The organism is Leptospira interrogans, from assembly GCF_900156205.1.
In the GTDB taxonomy this organism is placed as follows: Bacteria; Spirochaetota; Leptospiria; order Leptospirales; family Leptospiraceae; genus Leptospira; species Leptospira interrogans.
Map to the genome: position 1 here is coordinate 155,889 of NZ_FTNA01000005.1, position 17,537 is coordinate 173,425.

The 17,537-nt window shown below is 33.1% G+C and carries 12 protein-coding genes and 1 tRNA gene; 9 read left to right on the forward strand and 4 right to left on the reverse strand.

Annotated elements, in window-relative coordinates; all coding sequences use genetic code 11:
• From BW942_RS06270 to BW942_RS06280, 3 genes are all read left to right on the forward strand, one after another.
• On the forward strand, window positions 1–1,257 hold the full coding sequence (locus BW942_RS06270; RefSeq protein WP_000195122.1) for an MFS transporter: 1,257 nt from the start codon (window positions 1–3) through the stop codon (window positions 1,255–1,257).
• 139 nt (window positions 1,258–1,396) lie between these two features.
• Window positions 1,397–4,051, forward strand: a complete 2,655-nt coding sequence (locus BW942_RS06275; protein ID WP_000339879.1) for a M1 family metallopeptidase — start codon at window positions 1,397–1,399, stop codon at window positions 4,049–4,051.
• Complete coding sequence (locus BW942_RS06280; protein ID WP_000635866.1) at window positions 4,048–4,779, forward strand: hypothetical protein; 732 nt, start codon at window positions 4,048–4,050, stop codon at window positions 4,777–4,779. Before BW942_RS06275 ends, BW942_RS06280 begins: the two co-directional genes overlap by 4 nt.
• Window positions 4,780–5,110: 331 nt before the next feature.
• On the opposite strand, the gene BW942_RS06285 is transcribed toward BW942_RS06280, so the two are convergent.
• Window positions 5,111–5,192 (reverse strand) — tRNA-Leu (locus BW942_RS06285).
• Between the two features lie 546 nt (window positions 5,193–5,738).
• On the opposite strand from BW942_RS06285, the gene BW942_RS21410 reads away from it, so the two are divergent.
• The 6 genes from BW942_RS21410 (at window position 5,739) to BW942_RS06320 (ending at window position 13,893) form a co-directional block, all read left to right on the forward strand.
• Window positions 5,739–6,026: a hypothetical protein gene (locus tag BW942_RS21410; protein ID WP_001068366.1), complete on the forward strand. Its 288-nt coding sequence runs from the start codon at window positions 5,739–5,741 to the stop codon at window positions 6,024–6,026.
• A 1,502-nt stretch (window positions 6,027–7,528) separates the two neighbouring features.
• Window positions 7,529–8,479 (forward strand): fumarylacetoacetate hydrolase family protein, encoded by a 951-nt coding sequence (locus BW942_RS06295; RefSeq protein ID WP_000224794.1) that lies wholly within the window; start codon window positions 7,529–7,531, stop codon window positions 8,477–8,479.
• Between the two features lie 740 nt (window positions 8,480–9,219).
• Window positions 9,220–9,744 carry a hypothetical protein gene (locus BW942_RS06300; protein WP_000953879.1) on the forward strand — a complete coding sequence of 175 codons (525 nt, stop codon included), beginning with the start codon at window positions 9,220–9,222 and terminating at the stop codon, window positions 9,742–9,744.
• Between the two features lie 111 nt (window positions 9,745–9,855).
• A complete protein-coding gene (locus BW942_RS06305; RefSeq protein ID WP_000827077.1) occupies window positions 9,856–10,941 on the forward strand; it encodes a carboxylate--amine ligase in 1,086 nt (361 codons plus the stop codon).
• A gap of 628 nt (window positions 10,942–11,569) precedes the next feature.
• The gene (locus BW942_RS06315; protein ID WP_001022333.1) at window positions 11,570–12,904 is read left to right on the forward strand and encodes an adenylate/guanylate cyclase domain-containing protein; all 1,335 of its coding nucleotides are present in this window, start codon (window positions 11,570–11,572) and stop codon (window positions 12,902–12,904) included.
• Between the two features lie 125 nt (window positions 12,905–13,029).
• A complete protein-coding gene (locus tag BW942_RS06320; protein ID WP_000286976.1) occupies window positions 13,030–13,893 on the forward strand; it encodes an alpha/beta fold hydrolase in 864 nt (287 codons plus the stop codon).
• 1,007 nt (window positions 13,894–14,900) lie between these two features.
• Here BW942_RS06320 and BW942_RS06325 read toward each other — a convergent pair.
• From BW942_RS06325 to BW942_RS06335, 3 genes are all read right to left on the reverse strand, one after another.
• Window positions 14,901–15,632 (reverse strand): hypothetical protein, encoded by a 732-nt coding sequence (locus tag BW942_RS06325; RefSeq protein ID WP_001106690.1) that lies wholly within the window; start codon window positions 15,630–15,632, stop codon window positions 14,901–14,903.
• Entirely contained in the window at window positions 15,632–16,522 is an 891-nt protein-coding gene (locus BW942_RS06330) for a hypothetical protein (protein WP_001173226.1), read from the reverse strand. The genes BW942_RS06325 and BW942_RS06330 overlap by 1 nt, the downstream gene beginning before the upstream one ends.
• A gap of 144 nt (window positions 16,523–16,666) precedes the next feature.
• The gene (locus BW942_RS06335; RefSeq protein WP_000257955.1) at window positions 16,667–17,536 is read right to left on the reverse strand and encodes a hypothetical protein; all 870 of its coding nucleotides are present in this window, start codon (window positions 17,534–17,536) and stop codon (window positions 16,667–16,669) included.
• Window position 17,537: the final 1 nt, after the last annotated feature.

A 17,537-nucleotide genomic window follows, 5' to 3' on the forward strand; every position in this document is an offset into this window, starting at 1 on the left:
ATGACTCAAACTCAAATCAAACACGACCCATTCCAAGCGTTGAGAATCTCCGATTTTCGTTCTTTTCTTTTTGGTAAGTTTACGGTAACTCTTTCCATCAGTATTCAAACCACAGTGGTCGGTTGGCAAATGTATCATCTCACAGGAAGTAATCTTCACGTAGGTTTTATCGGTCTTGCGGAAGCGATTCCTTCCATCTCTATGGCTTTGTTTTCGGGTCTTGTAATCGATTCTTTTCCTAGAAAAAAAATAGTGGTTTCGGCCCTTTGTCTTTTGTCGATCTGTTCCCTATTACTGCTTACATTAGTAATCCCTAATATAAATTGGATTTTGAGAGACTTTGGAGTTTATCCGATTTATGCCGTGATTTTTCTTTCCGGAATTGCAAGAGGTTTTTTAAATCCAGCCACTGCAGCGTTTCAAACCCAATTAGTAGATAAAGAAACCTTTCCCAACGCCGCCACTTGGAGTGGAATCGCTTGGCAGACTTCTTTGGTTCTTGGCCCACTTGCGGGAGGTGTATTGATTGTATTGGGACTTTACTTCGCGTATTCTGTGGATCTGATTCTGATGAGTTTAGGTTTGATCATGGTGTTATTCGTAAAAGGAAAACCGGTTCCTTCCAAGCCAGAATCGAGTGAATCTATCTGGGAAAGTCTAAGTGGAGGTTGGAAATTTGTTTCCACTCATCAAATCATATTGGGAGCGATCTCTTTGGATTTATTTGCGGTTCTTTTTGGAGGTGCAGTGGCCCTACTTCCTTCTTTCACGGAAAAGATCTTAGGTCAGAGTCCTGAAATTTTTGGCATTCTTCGTTCCGCTCAAGGAGTCGGAGCAGTTTTATGTGCCTTCTTTATTGCGGCCAAACCTCCTAAAAAACATTCGGGTTGGATTCTTCTTTCTTGTGTATTTGGTTTTGGAATCTGTATCATTCTTTTCGGGTTTTCCGAAGATTATAGAATTTCATTTCTATGTCTTGCGGCTGCAGGCGCCTTTGATATGGTCAGTGTAGTCATTCGTCATACCATTGTCCAGATGCATACTCCAGATCATATGAGAGGTAGAGTCTCTGCGGTGAATCATATTTTTATAGGCTCTTCAAACGAAATCGGAGAATTCGAATCCGGCGTTACCGCAGAATGGCTCGGAATTAGGCGTTCCATCGTAGCGGGAGGAATTTTAACTCTTTTAACTGTAGGGCTTGTAGGAGCGATTACCCCTCGCCTTAGAAAGATGCAGCTAAAGGATATTCTTTGAGGAATTATTTTTGTCGCGGAGTACTTCTACAAAACCTAAAATAGAAACTCTAAAAATAAAATTTCTACATAAAATTGTAGTACTTAAACTAAACCATATATTTGAATATTTTTATTTTCGAATATAAAAGAAGGAATCAATGGACGCACCTAACATACTTACTCAAACGGAAGCCATAGAAAGAGCCGAACAGGTCAAACAGATCGGTTATGAAATCCATTTAGATCTCAAAACGGGTTCTTCCACGTATCAGGGAGAAACTAAAATTTCGTTTTTTTATACCGGAAAGGGAAAAGGAAAACTCAAAATAGATTTTGTTACCAAAAAGATCGAAGTGTTTTTGTTAAACGGAAAAGATTTCTCCGATTATACAAAAACGGATTCTTTCTTAGATCTGCCGGTTAATTTTTTAAATGTCGGAATGAATGAAATTAAAATTCTTTATACAAATGATTACAATCATAGTGGTTCAGGGTTTCATCAATTCCAAGACCCTTCCGACGGTTCTGAATATCTTCACACAGACTTTGAACCGTTTGAAGCACATAGAATGTTTCCTTGTTTTGATCAACCCGATTTAAAAGCAACTTACGAACTTTCTCTGATCGGTCCTAAAGATTGGAAATACGTTCACAACACTCTGCCTATTAAAGAAAAAATTCAAAAAGAAAGAATAGAAATTCGTTTTCAAAAAACGGCGTTGTTTTCTACGTATTTGTTCGCTTTGATCTCCGGTCCTTATGAAGTCTGGGAAGATCGTTATAAAAATATTCCACTTAGGATACTATGTAGAAAATCTCTTTCTAAATATATGGATGCCGAAAATATTTTTGCGATCACAAAAGAATCTTTTGGGTTTTTAGAATCGTATTTTGATCTTCCCTATCCTTACGGAAAATACGATCAGATTTTCGTTCCAGAATTCAACATGGGAGCGATGGAAAACGTGGGCGCAGTTACGTTCTCCGAACATTACATTTTTAGAAGTCCTAGAATTTATTCCGAATATTTAGGCAGGGCCAACACGATCTATCACGAAATGGTGCACATGTGGTTTGGCAACTTAGTCACCATGAAATGGTGGAACGATCTCTGGTTGAACGAAAGTTTTGCGGATTATCTTTCCTATTATGCAATGTCCCATGGAAAATTATTTCCGGACGCCTTAGAACATTTTTATGTTCGCGAAGAATGGGCTTACAGAGAGGATCAACTTTCTACAACCCATCCTATAGCTGGAAGCGCCGAAAACACGTTAGACGCTATAAGCAACTTTGATGGGATTTCGTATTCTAAAGGAGCTTCGGTACTCCGCCAATTAATGTATTATATCGGAGAAGATTCGTTTAGAAATGCGATGCGAAAATACTTTCAAAAATTCAAAAATTCTAATACGATTCAAAACGATTTTTTAGACACGATGTCGGAAACGTCCGGCATTGATATTAGAAATTGGAGTAAGGAGTGGCTGGATACTACGGGAGTAAATACTCTTCTTCCGGTATGGAAAGAAAATCGTCTTTTCATTCGACAACTTCCTTCCGACACAAACGGACTCCTTAGAACTCACGCTCTGGAAGTTACCGTTTTTGCTCTGAAAGAAGATAAGATCGAAAAAAAATACGAACACCTATACGACGGACACATTTTTAGCTCCTTCAAAGCGGTATGGAAAGACAAGGTAGTCGTTCAAGGAGAAGAAACCATACTTCCCTACAATCCAATTGTAAAAACAGATTCTTCCGTTCCCCAAAATGCAAAGACTAAAAATTCGCCTATTTTGCAAACGACCTCCGATCCAAAAAATTCCTTCCTATCTGAGATCGTTGTTCTCAACACGAATGACCACGCGTATGCAAAAACGTATCTTCCAAAGGACGGAATTCCTCTCTTAAAAACGTCTTTCAACAAACTAAAAGATCGTTTTGCAAAAAGAATCCTCTGGGGTTCTCTGTGGCAGATGACGCGCGACGCTGAAATTTCGCCTAAGGATTTTTTAGACCTGGTATTTCTTCAAGGAATTTATGAAGAGGATCTTTCCGTTCGAAACAGCCACATTCTTACAAAGGCTTCTTCGATTGTAACCAGCTATCTTAAAAAAGAAAATAGAGAAGAATGGTCTAAAAAGTTAAACGATCTTTCTAAAAAATTTCTTTCTGATCCTTCTATCCAAGAAGAAGAAAAAATCGTATGGTATAGAATGCTGGAAGGGACTTCCAGAACCGCTGATCAACTTTCTTATCTAAAAGATCTTTTAGACGGAAAAATTATAATTCCCGGAATCAAAATCGATCAGGAAAGAAGATGGAGTATATTAACTAGACTTTCCGCGTTTGGCGAAAAAAACGCGTTAGTTCTCATTGCCAATGAGGAAAAATTAGACACATCCGATTTAGGAGCTAAAAAAGCATATACTGCTAAAGTCGCATTCCCGGATCCAAAGTCCAAAGCTGCGGCTTGGAAAGAATTTACTGACCCAAATACAAAATATTCTACGGATATGCTTCGTTATGGTATGAGAGGTTTTTATTGGGATCATCAGGAAGAAATTCTAAAAATTTACGAGGATCTTTATTTCCAGTCTGTGATTGGAATTTACAAGGACAGGGATTCTCACTTTTCTTCTGCGTTTGGAAATATTTTATTTCCAGGTTTAGAACCGAACCAATCTCTTGTTGATAAAACTAATCAGTTTTTGAAGGAACAAAAGGAAATTCCAGCGTTACTTAAAAAAGATTTAAAACAACACCGTGACGACCTAGTTAGAACCGTCAAAATTCTTTCTAAACAGTGATAGTAAAAATACTTTCAGCTTCCGCAAAGATTAGAATGAAAAATCTTATTTTAAAAACTAGGTTGAATCATTTTCGACATATTGTTCATTCGATTTTGATAGCGGCTATTTTAATTTTTTCTAAAGTAATTAACGCCGAACAGTTTGAAACGATAAAAATCCAAGGAAAAAGTTTTATCGGACGTTTAGACGCTTCCGGATTTTCCGTAGTGAATTCTAAAGGAGCTAAAATCCTGAATTTGCCGCCAGAAGAAACGGAATTCGTTCGATCTTTTAGATTTGAAGATTTTAACCGAGATGGTTATAAGGATATTTTTTTAGAAGATAGTCAGATGGGTATCGGTAGTGAGATTCTTTACCTATTCGTTCCATCCGCCGGTAAATTTAGAGAAATAACAAATTTTTTCAATTTCCCGAATTCGATTCATATTGAAGGGACCAAATATTTTTATTCTTTTAGCTCGTTAGGTTGTCTCGGTAAGGATTGGATCAGCGATTTGTTTATCATAAAAAATAATACCGCGACCCAAATCACTAGAATAGAAGGCGAAGGTTGCGTGATTGAAAACGGAGTTCATATATACGAATCTTCATCTCAAAAATCGAATTCGAAAAAACTCATACAATTCTTACCCTCAAACACGTTCGAAAGGTACAAAGACGGTGAACTCGGATTTTTAAAACAATACTGGACCAAAAACTATAAAAAGTATTCCCACAATGAATAATGTCATATAATACCCTTTCAGCGTCTCGTTTCTATAATCAATTGAAACTAAAAATAATATGATATATAACGTTTCCTGCATGTAATTTATTGACCAAAGCGTTGTATTTCGATTCAGAACGGCGATCTATAGAGAGTCGTTCTGCTTTAGTTCGTAAAATGATCAATTGAAATACGTGCCTGATTCTCTATAAATCATTCGACAGAAAGAAATATTGAGTTAGAGCACGGCCCCGACACCATCATGGCGGCCGGAGGATTTACATTATTAAAGTGTAAACTATTGGATTGGTAATTTATTATATGGCTACGATTAGTAAGAAAAATAAATTTGCGAGTAGAGGGACTCGAACCCCCACACATTTCTGCACCAGAACCTAAATCTGGCGTGTCTACCAATTTCACCATACTCGCGTGGTCTTTCCAATGTCTGTGAGTCCTCTTTAGAGTCAAGCGGTTTCCCTTAATTTATTAAATCCCAATTTCTAAGAGATATTTCTTTTAGAAATGATAAGTTTCAGCAAACTCAAATTTTAAAGAAATGATAAAACTAAAAATGTAAAATAATTTACTAAAACTAGATAGAACCTGAACCGTACGTCTTAAGATAGATTTGTCTCAAAATCTATTTCTCTAAAGATCAAAAATAAAATTCTTCTAAATCGTTTTTAAAAAAGCCGTATTTTTGTTTATAAGCTTTTTCTAATTATCAATTAGAAATTTATATGACCAATTTACAAAAATACAACGAATAAGAGTCAAATCTGATTTAAAAAATAAATAGAATTGTTGAAAAATTAATTCTCCATCTGTTTCTATTTTATGTAAATCGGCAATTGAAGCAGTTTTGTTAATCGCCACTATGGAATTTTTCAACAACTCTAATGAATTACAAGTCCATCCAAGACAAAATTCTTAAAATCTTATCAACCGATTTAGGAATTAGATCCTTAAGACTTTATGAATCCTATATATCTATCTTTCGTAAAACTTCAAATTATGCTTACTTACTACAATCAGATTGCAGACTATTATTTTAAGATGTTCTCCGAGCCAAATTTAACTCTATTTTTCTCAAATCCTTCCATAAATTCAATCGGTGATTTGAACAAATCTTCCATGGAGAATCGAATAAAATGGGAGAATATTGGAAAAACATTCTCCAAAATACTTAAGTTCGACGTAAGAAAATCTGGGCGAATCCGGCTTGCCACAGGCAGGCCGGACCGGGCTCTCAGCTCTGGTTAATAAATTGCATGCAGGAAACATAATACAACATATCGTATTTAATTCCAATTTATTAACCTCGCATCGATCCCTTTCGCGTTATACCAAATTCACATTAAATTAATGTGAACTTCCATATAAAGAAATTAGAAAAAACATTTCTATATAACGGTTTTTTATTTTTACTGATCTTTATAAAATTAAGTACCATGAATTTTTATCACTAAACCCTGTTGTAATCAAAAATGTTAGATATTCTATTACATAACTCTTAGTCAGAACCAGACTCCTTTCTTGGAGCAAACCTACACTTTTAAAAATTTCACAGTAAATCAAGACTTGTATAAGTTCCCACAAACTACGCCTGATAGTTGTATTTTATTGTAAAGTTTAATAATGATCTATCAAAAGCTTGTTCCAAAACCTCAAAAAATTTTACACGATAATTCTTTAGAAATTTTTAATAAAATGGAGTAGTTTTACATTTTTCAAATCATTCTTCCAGAATTTGTTACGAAGAAATTAAGTTTTATAAATAAATATCCAGAATTTGATTCACATTATATAAATTAGAATTTTATAATTGAATAATCTAGGATTCTACTTTAAGAGGGAACTTTTATAAGAATTTTGTTACAGAATCTAAAAGAAATCGTTTAGCAAGGTTCATTATAAAACGCAAGAGTTCCCATAGGTTATGTCATAATAACAGTTTATAGACCTTCGAACAGTCTTCATTGTTCTTAAACTTACTACAATCTTATAAACTCAGCGTTTAGTTTCTTAACAAGCATTCTGAAAACCAGCAAACATCTCTTGTTTCGGTTTTGGGACAGACTCAAAATCTAAAATAAAATTCTTTTTAATGTGAGTTCAGTGTAAAAAAAAATTTCTAAAAATATGAGTTCCTACAATTTTAAAATTTTTTCGTAAAATCGTGATTTGTAGTAGTTCCCACATCACTTTACAGACAAACCTAAGTTTTGTGGTAGTTCCCACATTGAAAAAATCGATCTGTAAAGTTCAGATTTCAAATTTTTTCAGAATCATGAGTTTTTTACGCCAAGCTCACGTTTCTTAAACAAATCGTTTTTTGATAACCTCCTCTTTTACAAGAGAAAGAAATAGCGGCCGCAAAGGTACAAATTTATGAATTAGAAAAAGCTTTATTGGCCTTTTTAGACATAAGAATCGCGAACCCAATCGAGGCATACTGTACAAATATCAAGTAAAACTATCAAATCGACTAACGGAGATAAATCGTTTGAGCGCGAACCGATCGTAATAGATCGGGAAAAACAGGTTCGCAAAAGCACTATAACATAAAATGATCGATTCTTAAAAGTCAAGAATATCTGGAACTAAAAATTTCTTAATTTTTGCAATGGGAGGGTTTTTTATAAAACAAATAAAAAATGTTGTTTAACTAAATATGTTCTTTACCAATTGTTATATTTTTAAATTATATTAATCACAAATATGGCATTTTTATAAAACTCTCACTATACGTTTAGGTATTTTATATGGCAACTAACTATATACGGTTTAAAAAAAAGAATTCAATTCAATGGGGAAAAATCGAAGAGGATAAAATTCTAACTTTGGACTGTGGTGATCTTTCTACGAAGGATTTTTTAGAGTTCCTAAAAAAAAAGAAAAAATATCCAAAACAAAAATTAATTCCAATACAAGAAGTTTCTGTTCTATCTCCTATTACTTCTCCCTGTCAGATTATTTGCCAAGGCGCCAATTACAGACAACATCAGATCGAATCCGGTCTCGATCCGGACGATAAAACTTATAATTTATTTTTCACAAAATCGGACGCATCTCTTTCTCCTCCAATCGGAAAAGTCATACGTCCTTCTCACGTAAAACTTCTAGATTATGAAATTGAACTCGGTTTTGTTTTTGGAAAATCTTTCGATTCCACATTAAAACTAAATTCCAAAAGTATTAGAGAATATATCGCAGCTTTTTTTATGGCAAACGATATTTCCGCTAGAGACGTTCAACTCCCTCAAATGCAATGGTACAAAGGTAAATCGTATCGAACCTTTTGCCCAACAGGTCCTTATCTTTCAGTTTTAGATCCAGGAGATTTCGATCTTTTAGATTCTTTGGAGTTAACTCTTCTTGTAAACAGTCAGATCAGACAAAAAGATTCCGCTTCCAATCTAGTTTTTAAACCTTTAGAAAGCGTTTTAGAATTATCACAATTTTGTAATATATCTACTGGAGACGTATTATTAACCGGAACTCCCTCCGGATGTGCACTACGAGCTCCTGGAAAACTCATTCAAAAAATTGCAAGTATTTTACCTGAAAAGGTAAAATGGAATCTTTTTATCAAAGGGCAAGAAAAAAGAACTCAGTATTTACGTCCTGGAGACGTGATCCGTTCTACCATTCGTAGTGTAGATCATAGAATTGACCTGGGAGAACAAATTCTCGACATAGTTGAAGCAGATTAGAAGTTATCTCAAAAAATATATTAGAACAATTGAAATCTGTGTTTTAAACAAAGATAAAGTATTTTTTAGATAGATTCCATGAATAACTATTAAACTCTATATCTACGACTACGGTTTTATCATTCATTTTAATAATCTCTATAAAACTGAGTACCATAAATTTTTATCACAAAGCACAGCTTAAATGTAAAATACTGGCGCTTTAGTAGAATTGTTAAAAAATTAATTCTCCATCGTTTTCCGTTGTATGGAAACGGTAAATCGAAACAGTTTTGTTAATCTACACTATGAAACTTTTCAACAACTCTATTCTACTATTATACAACTCTGAAATATTGCCACAAAAGCACATAAGAATAATACGATAAGTCTGTTTCAAGAGTTGAGGACGTAGAATTTTTTTAAAAAAGCAATACACTTTAAAATAGTATAACTGATATGAGACTCTACATTTTCGTAAAATCCGCAGCTCATTTTCAGTACTACTTTTATATCCCCTTATGGTAACAGAATTGATCCGTATAACTCCGTTTAGTTGATCTAAATTAGAATGAAAGGATTCAAGTTATAAAAATTTCTTTTTACAAAAGATTACCACGTTAGAGCAATCAAAGGTAACGCCATAATATCTAAGTTCACTTCGCATTTCAGATCGTTTTTTCTGATTTAAACTCCGATTAATTTTTTAAAATTCTTTCGTATTCTGTAACTTTAATCTTTGTTTTTCGAAGATCTACTTGATGTTATCTGTTCAATTCAAAAATATTCAATATACGTTCCACCAACTGACCGACCTTCTTTCTTCTATTGAAGAAAAAGAATATTCTAAAAATATTTCTCAACTTTCGGATTTAAGTGTGGGCAAACACGTTCGACACTGTATTGAAATTTTAGAAAATTTAATCCTAGGCATAGAAACTTTAAACATATCTTACGATCAAAGAAAACGAAACCCTCTTTATGAAAATTCTCCTCTGGCTGCTAGAGATAAAATTTTCGAACTACTAAGTAAATTAGAATCTATCACCGAAAACGAAAAAATAGAACTTACATATTTAGTCGATCCATATAAAGGTCTAGAAGAAAAAACTATAACTAATATTAAACGAGAATTTTTATATGTTCAAGATCATACAATTCATCATATGGCGATCATTAAACTTTACGCAGAATGTTTTTTACACAACGTTTCTTTTCCGGAAGAATTTGGTGTGGCATTATCAACTATTCAATTCCGGTCTCAAGACCAAAATTCGGATTCATAAAAACTAGTTTTTAAAAAGTAAAAGGTTTAACTTTTTAAGATAATTTTTTTAGCGTCTATATTAAAAAATTTTTATGCTTAACTCTAAAGTTCACAAATTCTAATCTTATTTATGAAACGTCTTTATCACACTATAAACCATAAAATAATTCTTTGGAAAATTTGGTTTAGAAAATTAATCCAACCTGAATTTTGGCCCTCTTGGATTTTTTATTCTCCTCTTGTTCCTTATATATTCTTTTTAACAATCCGTTACAAAGGACTAGGAACAATCTGTGCAGCCAATCCGGGAATTCCTTTGGGCGGTTTAGTAGGAGAATCTAAAGAACAAATTTTTAATAATTTAAATTCCAAACATAGTTTAAAATTTTTAAAATTATTCAGAGAAGAAAATAGATTCGATTTAATTTATAAGATTATCTTGAAAAATAAATTCAAATTTCCTTATATATTAAAACCGGATTCTGGCCAAAGAGGTTGTGGAATCAAATTAGTAAAAAACAAAAAAGAAGTTTTTGAATATTGGAATAATACCAACGTAGATCTGATCGTTCAGGAATATGATCCCGGTCCAAAAGAAGCAGGGATTTTCTATTATCGTTTTCCTTACGAAACCCATGGTAAAATTTTATCGATCACTAAAAAAACATTTCCTATTTTAGAAGGAAACGGAATCGACACTTTAGGAAATTTGATTATACGTCATCCTAGATTTCAATTTCAGTGGAAGATTTTTCAAGAAAGGTTTTTTAAAGAATGGGATACGATCCTTTCCAAAGGCGAAATAAAAAGATTAGCCGAAGCCGGAAACCATTGCCAAGGAACCCTTTTTACCGATGGTAGTTACTTAATCACCGAGGAGCTTTCTAAAAAAATAGATAACATTTCAAAAACTTTTTCCGGATTTTTTTTTGGTCGATACGACATTCGTTATAAATCCGATAAACAATTAAAACAGGGAAAAAAATTTTCAATCGTGGAACTAAACGGAATCACTTCTGAATCTACAAATCTTTATGATCCAGACTTTTCTATCTGGAAAATGTACAAAATTCTTTTTAATCAATGGAGTCTACTTTTTCGAATCGGTTTTGAAAATAATAATCTTGGGGTTCCAAAAGCAAGTTTAGTTGAAATTTCTAAGGCAATTTTTTATTTTTACGGAGGGAACCGCAAAGTCAATATTAGATCGGATTAATTTTTTTAAATATCTTTTATAGATTTAGATTTTTTCTTAAATTGATTTAAATTGTTTCTGATTTTTTTGATCTTTTATTTTTATCATAAAATTTTAGTAGATTATAATTTTTCTTAATAAAAATATCGGGTAAATTTACAATACTAACTCAATTTTTTTTAATTATTTCTAAAAATTAATTTATAATTTATGAATATATATAAAAAATTTAATATTATGATTTTTTACCACAAAATTCCGCTTTTGTGTAAAAAACGAGAGGGTTTCGTCGTTATATAATTCCAAGTAATTACAAAAGACTGGCTGGATTATAAAATATAATTTTGATATAAATCCAGTTTTTGAAACAGAATTTTAAAAACCTTACAATGTTTTTTAGCGTGTAAAAATCAGAACTTTACTGAAAAATGTGGGAACTATTACAATTCCCGAAGACAGTAGAATGATTCAAAAATTGATAGATCATATAATTAGACATAATTTGTAGGAACTTTCATAAAAATGGAGCGTTTTAAACAGTAGATTCTGTTTAAAACTTTAAACTAATGATAGATTATTTTAGACTAAAAAATTTTATTATAATCACTTTTAAATAATATAAAATTTAAATATTCAAAATTACTTATGAATGAATATAAAATTACAACCCAAAGAGGTAAAAAACGTGACCGATATAGCCCTTAAAATCATTTATTTTTTGTTTGGCGATCCTAAAAAAAATTCGCTCGAACATAGACTTTTCAACACGGTTTCATTTGTGAACGGAATTTTGAACATTTTTGGAGCGTTTTCTTCTTTTTATCTAGAAAACTTTTTAGCGATTTTTTTTCTCAACTTTATCTCCGGAACTTTACTAATAGGCATGTATTTTATTTCCAGAATAAAAAGTATCTATCATTCTCTGTTTTGGCCATTTAATCTTATCATTCTAATTTATCTTTCTTGGATGTGGTTTTTTAACGGCGGCTCTATAGGTGGTAATCATTATTACTTTATTCCCGCTCTTGTAATTGCAACTATACTTCTTAGAAAACATAACGTTTGGCTCGTTTATTTGATTTATGCAACCTCAACCGCTTTTTTATATGGTATCGAATTTTTTCATAGAGAATTAGTTAAATCATATTCTAATGATACAGAACGTTATTTGGATGCGGGTGGTAATTACTTATTTGTTCAAATCTTAACAGGGCTTTTAATTTTTATTCTTACTAGAAATTTGAATATAGAAAGAAAAAAATCGGATTCTCTTTTATTGAATATTCTTCCCGAATCCGTCGCGGAAGAATTAAAAAGAAATGATTTTGTGGTTCCAATCCGTTACGAAAATGTAACGGTTCTTTTTACAGATATGGCAGGTTTTACAAAGATCGCGGAATCTATGTCTCCAGAAGAATTGTTAAGCGAACTCGATCTTTTTTTCAGAGAGTTCGATCTCATAACCAAAAAACACGGTATGGAAAAAATCAAAACCATAGGAGATTCTTACATGGCCGCGGGTGGACTTCCTATCGTAAACAATACACACTCCATCGACGCAGTGTTATGCGGTCTTGAATTTCAAAAATTTATGCGCCTCAAAAAAAAGGAAAGAGAAAACAATCATCTTCCTTTTTGGGAACTTAGACTTGGAATCCATTCTGGTTCCGTAGTCGCCGGTGTAGTTGGAACCAAAAAATTTGCATACGATATTTGGGGAGATTCAGTAAATACAGCCAGTCGGATGGAAAGTTCAGGAATCCCAGGAGAAGTAAATATATCTCAGGAAACCTTTGAAAAAATTAAAGATTTTTTTATTTGTGATTATAGAGGTAAAATTAAAGCGAAAAACAAAGGGGAAATCGATATGTATCTAGTAAAAAAAATTAGAGAAGGTCTACATGATCCTGAAGATGAATTAAAACCAAACCAAACTTTTTTTAAATTTTATTCTCAAATTCAAAATGGAGAACTTCTCTCTTAAAAATAGAATTAATAATTTATAATATACATTTCTATAAAATAAACTTTTCATGAAACGATCCTATAAAAATCCTAATTTAGTATACAAATTTAATTTTATCTTTAGATATTATAGAGGTTCTCAATATGTATTCTAAATTTGTTTTTTTCCTATTTCTTTTTTTGGGAAGTTATTGTAGCATTCCAGAGGATTTTAAAAAAAAGCCAAAAGAAAGTTTAATCCTTCTCAAAAATTCTGGAATCAATTTCAAAGAGTTTAATTTTACGGTGGAAGGAAAACAAGTCTATGGGGTTGCATCAGGGTGTAATTTAAAAAATCAAAATATTTTAATATTTATACATGGTTCTCCCGGAGGTTGGCAAAATTATTATTGGTATTTGGGAAATAAAACTTTAAACAAAAAATTTTGTATTTTTGCCATGGACAGACCCGGTTTCGGAAATTCAAACCCAAACGAAGTGATTCCAAACGTGGAAAAACAAGCCTTTATCTTAGGAAAAACAATTCAATTTTTTTTAAATCAGTTCCCATTAGACAAAAATACTAAAATCATTCTTGTAGGACATTCTTACGGAGCCCCAATCGCTGCAAGAATCTCTATAGTTTTTTCTTACAAGATTAGAACACTCGTTTTACTTGCTGCACCTCTAAGTTCCAAAGAAGAAGAAATTCGTTGGTATAACCAAATTGCAGATTGGACTTGGGTTAAAAATCTTTTACCACTCAGTCTCAAAAATAGTAATGACGAAATGTTTCCTCTTAAATCTCAATTAGAATCTTTAGAAAAATTTTGGAAATTGATTCCCTGTAAAATTATTTTAATCCACGGAAAAAAAGATTCTTTAGTATCTTTTCATAATTTAGAATTTTTTAAATCTATATTTTCACCTTCTAAACTCACTACTATAGAACTGGAAAAAGAAGATCATTTTATTCCTTGGACTCAAAAAGTTTTTTTAGAAAAGATTTTTTTAGAGTCAATTGAATAAATTTAGTTTAATTACTATTAGTTCTTTTTTATAAAGTAACTTTTGTTTTGTGTTACCATCCTGTCATATATAATGAATACATAATTGTTTTTCCTTAATATTATAAATATTGATATTAAAAGACAGATGAACGGTTTATATAGGAGTTACTGCAAATATTTAAGAATATTTATAATTGTTTAGAAGCTCACAAATCGTAAAATGCAGTCTAATTTGTAAACTATTGTGTTTTATCTAAAATTTCTAAAAAATTATTGCTCAAATTTTTTGAGGCTTTGAGACAGACTCCAAATACTATCATTTATATATTTTGAAATTTTAAAATAGATTCTTTATAACACCAACTTGCTTAAAAAATTTTATCTAAAATTATCTGATAATACTAACAAAATATAAAAATTTATATAAATGTTACTCAAAGACTATTACAACAAAGTATCCAACCCGACAGTTTATACTGAATTAATGTGAATTCTGTAAAAGAAAATATGGGCAAATCTGGTTTTGCCGGACCGCGCTTTCAGCTTCAGTCAATAAATTGTATGAAAGAAACATTATACAATAATTTCGTCTTTAGTTTCAATTTATTATAGAACGCGCCCCATAGAAAGCATTCTGCTGAGTTCCCTAAGCCTCAATCGCTTTCTCATTGGATCATATCAAATCTACATAAAACGACTCTTTATGACAAACAGTCAGGGACTTAATTTTATAGAAATGAGTAGTTTTGAATTATTTGTATGAATTCTTAACTTAGAATAGATATGATTGAATCTCCGCATCTTTAAAACATCATAATTTATTAATAATCTAAAACAAAAAACGACTCTTAGAACTCGAAAGTATCAAAATTCTTCTTTGATCAAAGCTAAATAAAAATATATATTTACTGGAATGATCCAATCTATCAAGTTCAAAGAGCCATTCACAAGACACAAATCGGAAAAAGATTCTCGTTTAATCCGAAATACCATCCCTTACAACAAATATAAGTTTCTATATAATTCTCAACTCAAGTTCCATTCTATAGACAAATCCAAAAATTCTTGTGGAGCTAAATGTCGAATTTTTTCTTCCATTTCCCATTTTTTAGTATATAAAATTCTGCCTGCGTTAAAAAGATCTAACTCGATTAAATCCAATAATTCCGATAATTCTTCTACACTCAAAGAATGAAATTGGTCATTTGCATCTCTCCATTCCGGGATGGAGATAATCCGTTGTTTGTTATAAAGAGTTAATGTTTTTTGAATATTCTCTAAATAAGTTTTACCGGAATCCCAAAGTGTATTACGATAAACAACCTTACTTCTATAAGAGTCAAGTTTGGAATAAAAGGTCTGGCTATTTTTCTCTAACAAAGATTCTTTTTTGCGTTCTTGATCGATCATCCAACCGGAATCCGTATATTTTTGATACTCCACCAGATTTCCGGCAGAGTCCTTGAAAGGTTCTATCTCCGTTTCTATTTCCGAATCTATTTTATCTTCCCAGCTCTGTAGGATTCTCTCCTCTCCCGAAATTTTGTTGTACACTTTTTGCAGCGTAAAATCTTGCGCCACTCCGTCTTTAATTTCCGCAACAAACGTTTCTCTAATTTCTGGATTGTAGTGAAGAGAATATACGATTTCGTGTTGATTAGGTTTAAAGTTCCCCCAGGCTTTTTCTCCAACTAATCGATTTGGGTCTGTGTTGATCCAAATTACTTGTTTATTCAATTTTTCTAATATATAATTCATTATGCTACCCTCACTTTGTATTTTACCGCTATATATGCAGGAGTATTCTCATCACCAGCCCTTGGGGTCCCATTAGAACCGTCAGAGATTACTGAACGAATAGAGTAACCAGGTGATGCGCCATTTGCACTCGCAGAAGATGGTGTGTTTGGTCCCGCACCGCTCGAATAGGCAGTCGTGCCGCCAACCGTATTATTATTACTATTCAGCCATAGTTCATGGACATGCCTAAATAATTGATCTTGTCCCGCATATCCAACCGCACCTCCGTCGTAATTTCCACCAGCGGCTTTTGATCGCGACCCGTGGACGCCCGCGCCTCGTGCAAAGATCCCACGTCGATCTGGAATGTTATACGTAGTAGACCCATCTCCAAAACCATATTCTACATTTATAATCATCTCCCCCGTTTGAGAAGAGGTTAGATCTAAAATAGAACCAGTAGCGGTAGAAGAAATTTGAAAGTCATTTGTAGTCGGGTTGCGTACATAATAATTAACTAATGCACTAACTCCTCCCCCTGTAAAAGAAAACTTTACCAATTGACCCTCTATACATCCGTGATTTGCACAACTGATCCGATCCGTTGTGGGAACAATTCCAGTAATGGACCTTTTAACTAAATTCCAAAGAACAGAAAAACTGATTCTAGAAATAGATTGTCCGTTTGCTTCCTTAAAGTTAGAAGTAGAAGTTATGTTCAGATTGTCTTCAATGATTCCCCCCAAAGGAATTTGAGTCGCCAGAAAATTACTTTCTGCCAGATCGATACGATCTTTTAAATACTGATCGTTTTCGTATTGCCTATCTACTTCTTCATCGATTAGATCTCCATCTGCCGGAGTATTCTTACTCCAAATTCTAGTTTTTGCTGGATTAAATAGAGCCATCATAAACTCCCAAATATAACACTGACACAATTTGGATTTTACTGTACAAAAACCTAGGTTTTCTTAAATATTTAAGAAATTTTTGTTTTAGCTTCATAATCCTAAATAAGAATATTTTTAAATTATAATTTATGAATTTAATTTTCATAGAACCCTCACTTTGTATTTTACCGCGATGAATGCAGGAGTGGTTTCGTTGCCAGTTCGAGGTGTTCCGTTTGTGCCATCGGAGACCATAATTCCGGTTTGCGAACTCGCACCGGAATTCGATGATCCTGTGTTTAGCCAACTCGATCCACTACCAATTACTGCAAATGGTAATCCGCCGTTTGCAGGCGAAGCGTGAAGGTGAGGCTGCGTCTGATCCTGCCCCGCATATCCAACTGCACCACCGTCATAATTCCCACCAGCGGCTTTTGATCGCGACCCATGAACTCCTGCACCTCGTGCAAATATACCACGTCGATCCGGAACATTATACGTTGTTGAACCGTCTCCAAAGCCATATTCCACATTTATAATCATCTCCCCCGTTTGAGAAGAGGTTAGATCTAAAATAGAACCAGTGGCGGTAGAAGAAATTTGAAAGTCATTTGTAGTCGGGTTGCGTACATAATAATTAACTAATGCACTAACTCCTCCCCCTGTAAAAGAAAACTTTACCAATTGACCCTCTATACATCCATGATTTGTACAACTGATCCGATCCGTTGTGGGAACGATTCCGGTAATTACTCGATGTACCGAATTCCATAAAGTAACAAATGTGTTTCTCGAAATTGCCTGAGCGTTCGCGTCCTTAAAGTTAATAGAAGGAGCCAGGTTCAGACCGTCTTCGATAATACTTCCGATCGGAATCAAGAAATTTGCCAAATTTATGTCAGTCGAGTCGATCCGATCTTTTAAATATTGAAAATTTTCATATTGGCGATCAAATTCGTCGTCGATTAGATCCCCATCCGCAGGAGTATTTTTGCTCCAAGTTCTTGTTTTTACTGGATTGAATACCGCCATA